Genomic DNA, 13,997 nt, shown 5'->3' with positions numbered 1-13,997 from the left:
ACACTATTTTTATATTAATTTTTTGAATGTTTATTAATTTTATAGAGATAAAATGGAAAAACGGCCTTCACAGAGAGTAATTGGCCGTTATTTTCCCGCTATTCTAGTATTAGTTTATAAAAAAATTCTGCACCTTAATGGATTAAAAGTATTAACTAATTTCTTACTAATCTATATCCACTTTGAAGACAATTGGATTTAAGCTTTTAACCGTACTCGTACGAATAATTAACGCTTCCTCTGTTCTTGTCCAAGTTGGTTTTTCATCAAAACCTAGAATATTTATATCCTTGATGATTCCATGGAAGTGTGCGGATTTTTCTTTAAGCGATTTTATACGAACTTCTCCGTCTTCTGGATAGGCAAGTACGGTTGCATAAAGGCTGCTCCCCTTCATCGTAAAGCGGATATCTTCACTTGTAAATTTTTTTGACGTATGATCAGTAAATTGTCCCTCTATTACTTCAGTCGGGCCTTCACCGTAAGTACGCCAGTAGGTCGTATCATAGATTGCCTCTCCGTTAACTTTAAGCCAGTCACCAATGGCCAACAGAATTTCCTTGTCCTTTTCAGGGATTGTCCCGTCCGCTTTAGGTCCAATATTAAGTAGCAAGTTTCCATTTTTGCTGACAATGTCAACTAAATCCCTAATCAGTTCAGCCGGTGATTTATAATCATTGTCGGGCGTATAGGACCATGAATTCCTAGCAACTGCTGTATCAGTTTGCCAGAAATAAGGTTTAAGATCGGCGAATTGACCTCTCTCTACATCAGGTACAGCAGAGCCTAGCATAAAGGCATCATGCTTATAATTGATGGCAACATCGTATCCCCATTCATCTGCTTTATTATAATAGTAAGCTGCAAATTTTTTGAGATATGGTTTGAAGGCAGCGTTTTGTATCCACCAATCAAAATAAAAAACTTTAGGCTGATAATTGTCTACAAGCTCACAACATCTCACTAACCAGTCCTCTAGGTACTCCTGATTCGGTGGAGAACCATTTAAATCCTGATGTTCGGGTTCGGGCATGGAAGGCCAATAAAAGTCTCCGACTACAAGTGGCTCTTTAATATCTGAATCAAATTCTTTGCCATGCGACATGAAAAACCAGTGTTCTGCTCTATGAGAGGAAACGCATAAATGGAGATTCTGTTTTTCAAAAGCCTCTTTCATTTCAGCAAGAACATCTCGCTTTGGCCCCATCTCATAAGCATTAAATTGAGAAATATCACTTTTATACATTTGAAATCCATCATGGTGCTCTGCAACAGGCATGATATACTTGGCTCCCGAAGACCGGAATATTCCCGCCCATTCGTCTGCATTGAAATTTTCTGCTTTAAACATCGGTATAAAATCTTTATAGCCAAAATTTTTATGTTCGCCGTACATCATAAGGTGATGGTTATATTCCTCAGATCCTTGAATGTACATATTTCTGGGATACCATTCATTTTTAAATGCAGGAACAGAATATACTCCCCAATGGATGAAAATACCGAATTTCGCATTCTTATACCATTTGGGAACTTGTACTTCACTAAGTGAGCCCCAATCCTCTTTGAATCTACCATTAGAATTGATTTCATCTATTAAGCTCAAATAATCGGTTTTATTTTTCAATATTACCATCACAGTCACCCTTTCATCATTCAATCATACAACTTAAAACTGTGCGAGGAACCTTGCTTCCCTATTTATAAATCTAAATTATCATAGGCTTTTTGCATAATTTCGAGATAGCGAGGTAAATTCAGTTGGTCATACCCTTTGACATAGGAGTCCCACTCTTTATCTATATCTTTTGCTCCAGTAATAAATTGAAGTGCATTTTGTTCAATATAGTCCTTAATGTTTGTTTCCATCATAGCAACTTCATCGGCTAATTCAGGCTCTATCCAAACAGTCCAATGTGGGAATACTTCTTTCGGCTGTTTGCCGTCATATAGTTTTGTTGCTTCTTGAAGTCTTCGTTCATAACCTTCACTAGAATAAATATCCTCAACTTGAACCCATGAATCCCGGTATTCTTTAGGATGAAAATATTGTGCCGCAGCACCCCAGGAATCATTACGTGGTTCTTCGCCTTCAACACCTGGTATTGTTTTCAAAAAAGGTTCTACCCCTTCTTCAATGGCTTTGTCGCCTTCTTCAGGTCTTTTCCAACTCTTGCCTTCCTCACCGAAGTGAGCACGGGTCGATCCTTCTGGTGTAAACATATAATCCAGCATTTTTATTGCAGCAATTTGTACTTCCTCACTCGCTTTATTTGTTAAAACAAAAGTCCCACCCGGAGAACTAGGATAGTTATAAACAGCAAAAGAGCCGTTTGGTCCTTCCAGAGGTGCTACTGGATCATAATCCTTTTGGTATTCAGGCTCAGACACAAATATTCCAGGATGCATGACAGTACCTGAACCTAAAATTTCGCCATCAGCATTATTACCTAACTTCTGTAAAGCTTCGGCGTTTTGTGTAAACGATCCAGGATCAATTAAACCTTCTTTATATAAGGTCTGAATATATTTCAAGCCTTCTTTCCAGCCCTCTTTATTCGCTACAAAATCAACTTTTCCGTTATCTAATATTAAACGTGAAATAGCATCATCATATATAAAACCATTCATTAAATAAGGTAATGGAATATCATGAAATCGCTCTGGCGTACCACTCAATGGTACCTCGTCTGCTTTTCCATTGCCATTTGGATCTTTATTTTTAAAAGCTAATAATACTTCTCTTAAATCATCAACCGTTCTTGGTTGTTCCAACCCTAATTTCTCTAACCAAGCAGTGTTCATCCAATATTTATTGGGATAGCTGCAATGGTAACATTCAATCAATTGTGGAAGACCATAAATATTACCATCTGGAGCAGTTGACATTGCTTTATAATACATGTGTTCATCCAAGAGCCTTTGAATATTCGGTGCATGATCCCTAATTAAATCATTTAAAGGAAGTACGACTCCCTGTTTACCATAACGAAGTAAATCGGTTTGAGAAAACTGGTCAACCCACGGAATGAGCAGAAACAAATCAGGATAATCACCGCTTGCAAGAGAAATATTTCTTGCTTCTGCTGCCACTGTTGCGTCATATGTCGTTACCTGCCAGTCAAATTTTATATTAAATTCTTTTTCAACAAATTTAGTAAAAGAGTTAGTTTCTAAATTCCTGCTTGCATCTTGTTGGGAAAATACGGAAATCCTGACAGGACCATCACTTTCCGAACCTTTTTTCTTTTTAGAGGCTTCCTCTTTATTGCAACCAGTGATCATTAATACACTGATAAGGATAAAGATAAACGCAAAGAAAGACTTTTTCTTCATACTAACACCCCTTTTAATTTTCTTGACGTGTGAAAACGGCCCTAATGAAAGATTTTTCGTAAATATATCACCCCTTTCAAAAGGTAATTTTTCAACCTTTTATTGATCCAATCATCATTCCTTTGACAAAGTGTTTTTGTACGAATGGATAAATAAGTAACACTGGTAAACTAGCAACAACAATGAGAGAGAATTTCATCAAATCAGCTAATTGTTGACGAGCAATCATTTCCGAAGCTTCTATCGAACCCCCGCTGCTTGTGTTTAAAATAATGATATTTCTCAGTACAATTTGTAGCGGATGCAATGCTTCCGATTTTAAATAAATCAATGCATCAAAGTAAGCATTCCATTGACCGACAGCGTACATTAGTATAAGTACAGCTATGATTGGTTTAGACAAAGGAATAACAACCGACCAGAGAAACCGAAAGTCACTGCAGCCATCCATTTCACTTGCCTCAACCAATTCTTCCGAAATCGTTGATTGGAAGAATGTACGAGCAATAATGACTTGCCAAACAGCAATGGCATTAGGAATAATCATCGACCAGCGGGTATCAATCATTCCTAACTCTTTCACAACTAAGTAGGTTGGTATTAACCCACCGTAAAAGAGCATTGTGAATACAATAAAAATCATTAAAATATTTCTTCCAACAAAGTTTTTTCTGGATAACGGATAAGCAATTAGGACCGTAAGAGAGACACTAATAATTGTTCCAAATGTTGTGTAAATTAACGAGTTCGTATAACCTGTAATAATTTGTGGATTTTTAAATACTACTTTGTATCCTTGTAATGAAAAATCCACTGGTAACAGCCAAACGCGGCCAGATGACACAGCAGCTGGACTACTTAGTGATGAACTGACAATATATATGAGTGGATAAAGTACGGAGATCGTCAAAATGCCTAGAAAAATGTAAACAATCGTTAAAAATATCCGGTCCGAGAATGAATCTTTAATTTTCATTGATTTTGCTGCCATATTTGCATTCTCTCCTTTCTAATTTTTAGGATTTTACCAAAGGCTATTATTTGAAACTTTTCTCGCGATACTATTAACGACAACAAGTAAGATTAAATTAATGATAGAATTAAAGAGTCCAACAGCTGTTGCAAAACTGAAGTTTGCATTTAAAAGTCCAATTTTATAGACGTATGTTGCAATTATTTCTGATGTTGGCAAGTTTAGTGGATTTTGCAATAGATACACTTTTTCAAAGCCGATTGCCATGATATTTCCAACACCAAGAATTAATATGATAACCGCAACTGGCAAAATGCTCGGAATATCTATATAAATAATTCTTTGCAAACGCGAGGCGCCGTCCACTTTTGCAGCTTCATACAATTCCGGACTTACACCCGCTAAGGCCGCTAAATAAATGATTGCGGAATAACCGGCTGACTGCCATACATCTGACCACACGTAAATATGTCGAAATGCACTAGGGGACCCGAGAATATTTTGGGCATCCAGACCGACAAGTTCTAAAAATTGAGTTGCGATTCCGAGGCGTGGAGAGAAAAATAACATAATCATAGAAACGATAATTACTGTGGAAATAAAGTAGGGTGCATACGTAATCATTTGTACAGATCGTTTAAATATTCCATTCCGCACTTCATTTAAACAGAGTGCTAAAATTATCGGAATGGGAAAACCTACTAATAAAGCATATACACTCAAGAAGAATGTATTTTTCACTAGGGTCCAAAACTGCGGATTGTTAAAAAACAATTCAAAGTGACGCCATCCAGCCCACGGACTTCCCCATATTCCTTGCACAACACTGTAATCCTTAAAGGCAATAACAGAGTTTGCCATCGGAATATACTTAAATATTAGAAAGTATAAGACTGGTGGTAAAACAAGGAAATATAGTTGCCAATGTCGCTTCATTTTTTTCAAATTGTTCTGTATTAAGGTTTGAGATTTTTTCTTAGCCTCTTCAACTGGCTTTACTACCGTAACAGTATCCATTGAACTCCCCCTTCTCACTGAAAACGCTTTCCTAGTTAAATCTTAACAAGCAAATGGTAATTTCAACTAGGTACAATGCAAGCAAGGGCATCCATTATCTACAAAATCTACGTTCCCTTGCAACTATTGCAAAAGAAAAATCAAAATTTCCTTGTTTCCTAATAAAAAAGAAACAGTTTGAATGAAAAACTGTTCCCATCGTCCTATATTCAATTGAGTTCAGCTTTTAATTTTACATTATGATGTTATTTCGGGTATTTTATCGCTAGTATATTTTCTACATTGATTGGGAGTGAGATCATAAATGCGTTTAAAAGCCCTTCGGAATGTATGGGCACTGTTGTACCCGGATAAAGTAGCTATTTCATCAATTGTTTTTTCAGTTGTACTCAATAATTTCTCTGCATTTTCCAATCTGTATCGTTCCAAAAACTCCGAAACGTAAAAACCAGTATTCTCTTTAAATAGGCGAGATAGGAATTTTTCCGACCTTTTCACATAATCACAAATCATCGTGACTCCCATATTTGGGTCGCTGTAATTTAGCTCTATAAACGTCATTACTTCTTTTACTAATTGTTCATCCACCTCTTTTTTTCTCTTCTGTAGCAAATCACTGTGTTTTTCGGAAAGGTCAGAAAATCTTTTTTTTATATTTTCTATACCATCTTCCAATCTAGCAGCGTATAAGTGTTTCATTTCATTTTTCAAATGATCATAGGTAAAGGTATTTGCTTGCAATTCCTTCAGGAAAGTTGCTTTCATTTCTTGAATTAAGCAAAGTACCATTTCAGTGGAAAGTTCCTTTTCTTTTAGATTTCGATCGAATACTTCATCCATCAAATGGCATACTTCCTCATGCAAACCCACTTTTAGTGCATTCATTAATCGTATCTCGATATCCAATGGGTAGTAGAAAAAGCTTTTTTTCGATTCCACGTCTTGGTAATGAATAATTTTCGTATGGTTGCCCATTAAGTGTGCATAGTTCAATGCATCATCTGCTTCTCGAAAAGAACGACTTATTTCTTTATATTTTGTAAAAACATCACCTACTCCAAATGCAATGGGGAGCTTATAAGTAAATTGAACATGATTGAATATTTCGATCAAATATTGCTCATGATGAAAATAAATTTGATCCATTTTTTCATATGGAAATATATGAATGAGTACCAATTTATTGTGGCTCATATCTGTTACCAAAAAGGGCATCTTTTTATCGGCCATAAATGTCTTTATGATAATACGCAGTGCATGACCTGCGACCATTTCTTCCCCTTTTTCTACAATTTCATAACCGGAAATTGAAAGAATCGTGACGTTTCCCGTCACATTATTTCCCGGGAAGTAAAATTCTGCTTGTTTCATAGCTTCTTCTATTTCTTCATCTATACTGAATTCTCCGCGCAAAAGCCTATTAATAACGGCACTTTTAAGCAACGGCTTTTGCTCTTCTATCTCTACTCTCAATGAACGATTAGTATTGACTAATTGAGATATATTGCCTTCTAAAAAAGCAAATTCATTTTTATATGATAAGTTTGTCTCACTTTCTTCCTGTTTTAAATACTTTAAAATTCGATTAATTGGTGCGGAATTTCTATATGACAGTAAAAAGCAAATGGAAAGACCTACTAAAACGGTTAGCAGAGCTACAGTTATTGTCGTTGTTTTAATACGATTCGCTTCTACTAGTATTTTGTCTTTCGGTATTCCAGCTACAATGGTCCATTCATCGCTATTGGATAGAGTAGAAATCACAAGGTCATCATTTGCATAGAAATTTGTTGCTCCCTTTTTACTTGCTCTTATAATATTCATCGTTTCAGTTGAGATTCTATCAATCCCAGTCTTCGCCAACAGATTGTCGTTACTATCCACAATATAAGCCCATCCACTATACCCATCTGTAATGCGATCGAATAACTCTAACAAGTTATTTTCATTAATAACCACAACAGCTACACCTTTTACTTCCTGAATTGCATTATATGGAATAGGGTAGATAGATGAGATAGCATCAAATTGCTCATAAGACTTTCCAATTGTTTGCAATGGCAATACTGTACGGTTTCCGTTCTTTAACATATTTGTCCATTGTTCGAAATCCAAATTAACATATTTATTATTTTCGTAAAAATGCTCAATTCGATAATATGTTGAACCAGGACTAATAATGATGTTTTGATCCTTTAAGTAAATATATATATCTTTTAACATGTTATTCGACTGTGATAAAACAGATAAATCTTGTGATAATTTCCGCATCTCAAGTAATCTTGTATGCTGATCAGTATCGCTACTATTTAACAATCTGTTTAAATTTTCATTAGTTGCAAGCAACCTAGTAAGACGATCTACCTCGATCATGCGTCGATCTAAAATATCCTTACTTTGATTAAGTACCATTTTACTCGTTTGAATCGATTTTGATTTCGCCATATTATAAGAAACTTGATAAATAATGATTCCAGTTATAAGAGGCACAGCAAAAACTAGCAAGTAAGAAAACATAAAGCGCCGGACAATTTTTGGCATTTTCATTTTCTAGAGCCCTCCGTGATATAATTCATAAAGTAATTATCAACGCAGTGTTATAGTTGGAATATTCCGTCTTCGCGCAACGCGTTTAATTCTTTGTTTATATACACAAAAACCACGATCTATTTTTCAATGAAATAACTTCTCCCTTTCTTAAAAGAATGAGAGAAGCTTTATAAACCGAACTTATCTACGATTAAGTTCGGGAAACATAACTAGTTGATTCTAACGAAATTGTAAAGCTTTTTCCCGCCTCTGTTTGGAAAAGGAGCAGACCCTTATCATTTTCAACAATGGATGCTTCACTTTGAACTTTGACTTTTCCGGATCCAACCTTCATTTGACACTGTCCACTGTGATCCGCACGCACACTAGCGGTTTTCAATTCTCCACGTTCCCACTCCATATCAATCGTGAAGCCGCCTCGAGCACGAAGCCCCGTAACTTTTCCTTCCAGCCATTCTTCCGGAAGAGCGGGCAGTAGGTGAATAAAGCCTTCGTGAGACTGTAGCAGCATTTCAGCTACTCCTGACGTAAAACCAAAATTTCCATCAATCTGGAATGGGGGATGTGCGCCGAATAAGTTCGGATAAACGCCACCTTTGTGATAGTTATAATCATCTTCCCTTACAAGCTGCAGCTTGTTCTCAATAAATTGATGTGCCCTATTACCATCCCTTAATCTTGCCCATAAATTTATTTTCCAAGCGAGACTCCAACCCGTTCCCCCATCGCCACGACGATTTAACGATGCTTTTGCCGCTTCCCAAAATTCACTTTGTCGATTTTCTGTAAGCTGTCTTCCTGGATAAACGCCGAATAAATGAGAAACATGACGGTGGTGAACATCTTCATCTTCCCAATCTTGAATCCATTCTTGAAGTTGCCCATATTTACCAATTTGATATGGTTGAAGATGATCGAGTACTGTTTCCAAATCAACTTTAATATCGTCGATTAACTTTAATTCCTCAATAGCATCTATACAGTTTGTAAAAAGGTCATAAATAATGGCCAAATCCATTGTTGCTGAGGAACTAATCGCCGCTAACTTACCATTAGGCAGTTTAAATTTATGTTCAGGAGATGACGAAGGAGATGTTTGATAGTAACCATTTTTGTCCTTGACAAGCCAATCAAGACAAAATAAAGCCGCATCCCGCATAATCGGGTAAGCTTTTTCTTGCAAAAATGTTTTATCTCTATTAAATGCATAGTGTTCCCATAAGTGCTGTGCCAACCAAGCGCCGCCCATTTGCCACATCACCCAAATGGGGTCTCCGTCACCATAATTACCAACTGGGGAAGATTGTCTCCAAATATCACTATTATGGTGAGCCACCCATCCGCGCATTCCATAATTGGTCTCTGCCGTATTTGCACCGTTTACAGCTAAGTCTTCAATAAATTCAAGTAAAGGAAGATGACATTCAGCTAAATGGCAAACTTCTGCCGGCCAATAATTCATTTCAGCATTGATATTTAATGTAAAATTACTGCTCCACGGTGGGCGTACTTGATCATTCCATATCCCTTGTAAATTAGCTGGTTGTGTCCCTTTCCTAGAACTAGCGATTAATAAATATCTCCCGTATTGGAATAGAAGAGCTACGAGTTGCTTGTCCTTTGCACCGAATTGTTCAATACGCTGATCTGTAGGAAGCGAAGAATGGTCCTCTTCTGAAAAGAGAGTTAATGATGTACGGCCAAATAAATGTTGATAATCCTTTAAATGGTTTTGAAGTAATTCCTCATACGATTTTTCTTTTACTTTTTTCATATCTTCTTTTGAGTAATGAGAAGGGTCACGCCCATCTTTTACTGGTGAGAGATCGAAGCCATTAAAGCTTGTAGCTGCAGTAAAGAAAAGAGTTGCTTTGGAAGCCCCTTCCACAATCAGCTGTCCATTTTTCCATTTAACATTACCACCATCATGTTTTACTGAAAGACGGCCTTCGAAATTCATACCTCCTTCTTCTTCAAAAACAACAGGATCATCCGCCATCACATAACTTGGCTCGACATGCTTTGGTGCATAACCTGTTAAAACAAGGTCTGTATCATCGTTGAAAACCTCTGCTTGTAAGCTGCTTGAAAATGATGCTGTGAAATTTAACAATCCTGGTTTACTGCATTCAAAGCGCATAACTAATGCTTGATCCGGGAAAGAACTAAAGAATTCCCGTTTGTATGCTGCATTTCCAACACAGTAAGAAACGCGTGAAACGGCTGATTGTAAGTCTAATTCTCTAACATAATTTCTTCCAAGATTTCCGTGATGAAATCGAAAATATATATCGCCAAAAGGCATAAATGATTGAGTGTACGGCCCCATCATTTTTTTTGACAGCTGATCCGCTTCTTCATACTTTTCATCGCTGATTAGTTGTCTAAGCTTTGGCAGTAATGCTTTTGCTTCCTTATTATTACTCTCTTTAGGAGATCCTGACCACAATGTATCTTCGTTAATCTGTAGGTGTTCTTTTTCGATTCCACCAAAAACCATCGCCCCTAGTCGGCCATTTCCGATAGGTAAGGCTTCTGTCCATGCGACCGCCGGTTTTTTATACATTAATTTCATCTTTAACATCTCCTTAATTTAGGTATGACATTGTTTTTCTACCTATTGCTTCCTACGCACCTTAATTTGAAATTTCCACTATTGCTTTAATGACATTTGATTCCGGTGTGAGCCAATCCTCGAATACTATTGGCATTTCTTGAAAGTGACAATGGTGAGTCAAAAATCCGTCCATATGTACTTTACTGCTCTCAAGCGCCTGCTTGACATGTAAAAAGTCCTCTTTTGTTGAGTTTCGGCTACTCATCAGTGTTAGTTCTTTTCTATGGAATTCAGGATCGGAAAAAATGACGTTATCTTTTACAAGTCCGACAAAAATTAACTTTCCACCTTGTTCGGGATAGGCAAAAGATGCATTCATTGAATGCACATTGCCAGTGGCATCAAACACTGTCTCTGGAAGTTCCCCGTTAAACAGCTCTCGCAGCTCATTGATTGTATTTTCCCCAGCATGGACTGTGTGATCAATGCCAATCTCGTTTTTACTATAATGAAGACGCTCTTTATTCATATCCATCGCTGCCACTGTTGCTCCTTGCAATTTCGCAAATGCCATCACACCTAAACCAATCGGTCCCGCACCTATGACTAGTACTTTTTCACCTTTTTGTAATTTGGCCCTACGGACAGCATGGGCACCTATGCTTAAAGGTTCAATGATTGCCGCTTGATCAAGCGTCAGATCATTCGCTTCTATTAAATGGTCAGCAGGTACGGATATAAATTCAGTCATGCCGCCATCTTGATGAACACCAAGCACCTTTAATGAAGAGCAGCAATTTGTTTTTCCGGAGCGGCATGCCGGACAATGTCCACACTCCAAATAAGGAATGATGGAAACTTGATCACCTACTTTGATGGTGGTATCTTCAGATCTAATTTCTTCCACCGTTCCCGACAGTTCATGGCCAAGAACGCGGGGATAAGTAAAATATGGTTGATTGCCGCAAAAAGCATGCAAATCTGTCCCGCAAATACCAATACGTTGGACACGTACAAGCGCTTCTCCTTGTTGACATGTTGGTTTTTCACTTTCGATTAGGGCCCATTTATATGGTTCTTGACATACAATTGTTTTCATTTTTCCTCCTTCTTCCGTGTGATTCATTATGAGTGGGGATTTACATTTACCATAAACTTTTTCTAAAAACTTTCTCCAACTAATCTTCTACCTTTGTGTAGCTAAAAACTCATTCTTTCTTCATCTAATCACTCCAAGATTCATTATGGATAGGAGCCAATATCCGCTGTACTTCTATTAATAAATCCCTATCAAGTGGCTCTTCAAGCCACCGAATATTTTTTGAAATATTTTCGGGATTCGCCGTACTGATTAAGGTCGTAGGTATAAGTGAATTAGCAGTCGAGAACTGAACTGCTAGTTTTTCGACAGGCGTCCCTTGCGACTCGCAATACATCACTGCTTGACGGCAAATCTCTTTTATTTTCTGGCTTGCAGGGTGCCAAGGTGGCGCTCCTTTTTGACTAAGCAAGCCCATGCCTAGAGGTGAAGCATTCATCACACCGGTCTGTTTTTCAGCTAATAATGGCAGGATTGTTTCAAGTGAGTTGTCATTAAGCGTATAATGGCAATACGACAAAATCACATCTAATGAAGTATGATTTAACGTATCTTCAAAAATGGATAATGGAAGACCCGAAACGCCTAGGTATCTAATTTTCCCTTGCTTTTTTAAATGTTGCAAAGCGGGAATCCCTTCCTCAAGCACTTGAGCCCGGTTGCTGAATTCAATATCGTGAAGAAGAAGTATGTCCAAGTATTCAACTTGAAGACGCTTCATGCTTTCTTCTGCACTTTTAATAATGCGATCATACGAAAAATCAAATTCATGTTCTCCGTATCGACCAGCTTTCGTACATAAATAATATTTATCTCGGTCCACTGTCGCTAATGCTTTCCCAAGTATATTTTCCGCTTTTGTTAAGCCATAATAGGGTGAAACATCTATTAAATTAATACCCATATCGATAGCAGTATGGACTGCCTTAATCCCTTCTTCCTCATTTATATCTCGAAAAACTGATCCGAGTGATGAGGCTCCATAGCTGAGTGTGGAAACAGATAATCCTGTTGAACCTAAAATTCGATAATCCATGCACTTCTTCCTTTCTTCCCTCTATCGAAATGTATGTATACGCTTTCATATAATCTTACCACTTATATATTGTTATAAAAATAGTTATTTTTGCTAGATTAGTACCTTTTCATGATATGATGAATTATAATCTCAAATTTTGGAGGGCTTTTAATGAAACCCTTAGCAAAATCAATTGATACTAACAATACGTTACCGTTACATATTGTTTTTAAGGACACCAAACAACCAGACCATGAACTCCCCGATCACGTTCATGATTGGCATGAAATCGTCTATGTTTATCGTGGAAAAGGTACGTTTTTCATTGATCAGTATTTTTACGATGTAAATGAAGGCGATATTTTCATTCTACCTGCTAATACGATTCATCGAGCTGTTCCTGATTCCGATATTCCGATTACCTCTACTGCAATATTTTTTCACCCATCGACTCTCATACAATCACCTTTTATGAGGAGCTTTGCTTTCGCTAGAATTTTAGAAGAAAGCAAGAAAGAAAAAGAATACCGCTTTTCAATTCCCGAAAACATGAAGATGCGAATTGAGAGGTTTTTAGAAGAGATGGAAGCAGAGTGTAATCACAGCGGCGTTGACAGTTCTGAGGCCCTCCTTCTTCTCTTACATATGCTTTTACTTGATTTAAACAGGCATTGTTTAAAGCTACAGGAAAACACTGTTAATCATGAGCCTGAATGGCTAAAAAAAAGCCTCCTATACATTGACGAACATATAGGGGACAATCTGGATTTGTTAACTATTGCACATTTTGCAGCTGTATCTTCTGCTCATTTCAGCCGTGTCTTCAAAGAGCTTGTCGGTCTAAATTTAACAGATTATATTACAGCAAAACGATTAATTTTAGCTAAAGAAATGCTTTTAGCTACAAATGAGCCTATTCATGCAATTGCTAATCAATCTGGCTATAAAAGCATGCCCCATTTTTATAGGACTTTTAAAAAAATTACAGGCTTAACACCGAAGGAATATAGGAAACAAAAATAAGGTGTTAAACTTGATTAAGAAAATAGATAGCCCCCGTGTCCGGCAAAATATTCACCGAACACAGGGGCCTTTTCACAAATTATTTATTATTCCGAGATCACCTTTGTTTAATGATTTGTTTGGTAATTTCGCTTTCCATTTTCCATCCTTTTCCACATCGACGCTGACTTATGTTCCGTTAGGCAGTGATACAGTAAGCTCGCCAGATCCCGGATTCACTGTTCCAACTTCTAAAGCTAATTCCGTTTTCTCCTCCGGTCTTCCCTCGCATCACTAGACAATCGGAGCTAACTGCCTCCATCTCATCTAAATTTCTAGTCTGCCCCCGATCAAAATACACATGAAATAAAACAGATTGTTTTTTGGAAGCAGTTACCCGAATGACCATGACTCCATTAGGGTAGCTGGCAAATATCTCACGATT

At 37.3% G+C, this 13,997-nt stretch carries 10 protein-coding genes; 1 reads left to right on the top strand and 9 read right to left on the bottom strand.

All coding sequences use genetic code 11. The features are described 5' to 3' along the window. Positions 1-166: 166 nt before the first annotated feature. The 8 genes from KHA88_RS12590 to KHA88_RS12555 form a co-directional block, all read right to left on the bottom strand. Entirely contained in the window at positions 167-1,636 is a 1,470-nt protein-coding gene (locus tag KHA88_RS12590; RefSeq protein ID WP_213098906.1) for an alpha-L-fucosidase, read from the bottom strand. Positions 1,637-1,701: 65 nt separating this feature from the next. Next, positions 1,702-3,336 carry an ABC transporter substrate-binding protein gene (locus KHA88_RS12585; protein ID WP_213098274.1) on the bottom strand — a complete coding sequence of 545 codons (1,635 nt, stop codon included), beginning with the start codon at positions 3,334-3,336 and terminating at the stop codon, positions 1,702-1,704. A gap of 91 nt (positions 3,337-3,427) precedes the next feature. Continuing rightward, entirely contained in the window at positions 3,428-4,327 is a 900-nt protein-coding gene (locus tag KHA88_RS12580) for a carbohydrate ABC transporter permease (RefSeq protein WP_213098275.1), read from the bottom strand. A gap of 33 nt (positions 4,328-4,360) precedes the next feature. After that, on the bottom strand, positions 4,361-5,326 hold the full coding sequence (locus KHA88_RS12575; protein WP_213098276.1) for an ABC transporter permease: 966 nt from the start codon (positions 5,324-5,326) through the stop codon (positions 4,361-4,363). A 237-nt stretch (positions 5,327-5,563) separates the two neighbouring features. Beyond that, a complete protein-coding gene (locus tag KHA88_RS12570) occupies positions 5,564-7,873 on the bottom strand; it encodes a helix-turn-helix domain-containing protein (RefSeq protein WP_213122117.1) in 2,310 nt (769 codons plus the stop codon). Positions 7,874-8,066: 193 nt separating this feature from the next. Continuing rightward, positions 8,067-10,451, bottom strand: coding sequence for a glycoside hydrolase family 95 protein (locus KHA88_RS12565; protein WP_213122116.1), 2,385 nt, complete (start codon positions 10,449-10,451; stop codon positions 8,067-8,069). 61 nt (positions 10,452-10,512) lie between these two features. Further along, the gene (locus KHA88_RS12560) at positions 10,513-11,532 is read right to left on the bottom strand and encodes a zinc-binding alcohol dehydrogenase family protein (protein ID WP_213122115.1); all 1,020 of its coding nucleotides are present in this window, start codon (positions 11,530-11,532) and stop codon (positions 10,513-10,515) included. A 124-nt stretch (positions 11,533-11,656) separates the two neighbouring features. After that, a complete protein-coding gene (locus KHA88_RS12555) occupies positions 11,657-12,568 on the bottom strand; it encodes an aldo/keto reductase (protein ID WP_213098280.1) in 912 nt (303 codons plus the stop codon). Between the two features lie 153 nt (positions 12,569-12,721). Here KHA88_RS12555 and KHA88_RS12550 point away from each other — a divergent pair, with 153 nt between their 5' ends. Further along, complete coding sequence (locus KHA88_RS12550) at positions 12,722-13,573, top strand: AraC family transcriptional regulator (RefSeq protein WP_213098281.1); 852 nt, start codon at positions 12,722-12,724, stop codon at positions 13,571-13,573. 178 nt (positions 13,574-13,751) lie between these two features. Here the strand turns inward: KHA88_RS12550 and KHA88_RS21465 are convergent, their stop codons facing one another. Next, the gene (locus tag KHA88_RS21465; RefSeq protein WP_430413666.1) at positions 13,752-13,988 is read right to left on the bottom strand and encodes a glycoside hydrolase N-terminal domain-containing protein; all 237 of its coding nucleotides are present in this window, start codon (positions 13,986-13,988) and stop codon (positions 13,752-13,754) included. Positions 13,989-13,997: the final 9 nt, after the last annotated feature.

Source organism: Lederbergia citrea (genome assembly GCF_018343525.1).
GTDB classification, from domain to species: domain Bacteria; phylum Bacillota; class Bacilli; order Bacillales; family Bacillaceae_C; genus Lederbergia; species Lederbergia citrea.
This window is presented reverse-complemented; position numbering and strand designations above follow the sequence as displayed.

Coding starts and splice junctions, on each gene's coding strand:
- KHA88_RS12555 (WP_213098280.1), bottom strand. CDS start 12,568: ATGGATTATCGAATTTTAGGTTCAACAGGATTATCTGTTTCCACACTC.
- KHA88_RS12560 (WP_213122115.1), bottom strand. CDS start 11,532: ATGAAAACAATTGTATGTCAAGAACCATATAAATGGGCCCTAATCGAA.
- KHA88_RS12580 (WP_213098275.1), bottom strand. CDS start 4,327: ATGGCAGCAAAATCAATGAAAATTAAAGATTCATTCTCGGACCGGATA.
- KHA88_RS12550 (WP_213098281.1), top strand. CDS start 12,722: ATGAAACCCTTAGCAAAATCAATTGATACTAACAATACGTTACCGTTA.
- KHA88_RS12575 (WP_213098276.1), bottom strand. CDS start 5,326: ATGGATACTGTTACGGTAGTAAAGCCAGTTGAAGAGGCTAAGAAAAAA.
- KHA88_RS12565 (WP_213122116.1), bottom strand. CDS start 10,451: ATGAAATTAATGTATAAAAAACCGGCGGTCGCATGGACAGAAGCCTTA.
- KHA88_RS12585 (WP_213098274.1), bottom strand. CDS start 3,336: ATGAAGAAAAAGTCTTTCTTTGCGTTTATCTTTATCCTTATCAGTGTA.
- KHA88_RS12570 (WP_213122117.1), bottom strand. CDS start 7,873: ATGAAAATGCCAAAAATTGTCCGGCGCTTTATGTTTTCTTACTTGCTA.
- KHA88_RS12590 (WP_213098906.1), bottom strand. CDS start 1,636: ATGGTAATATTGAAAAATAAAACCGATTATTTGAGCTTAATAGATGAA.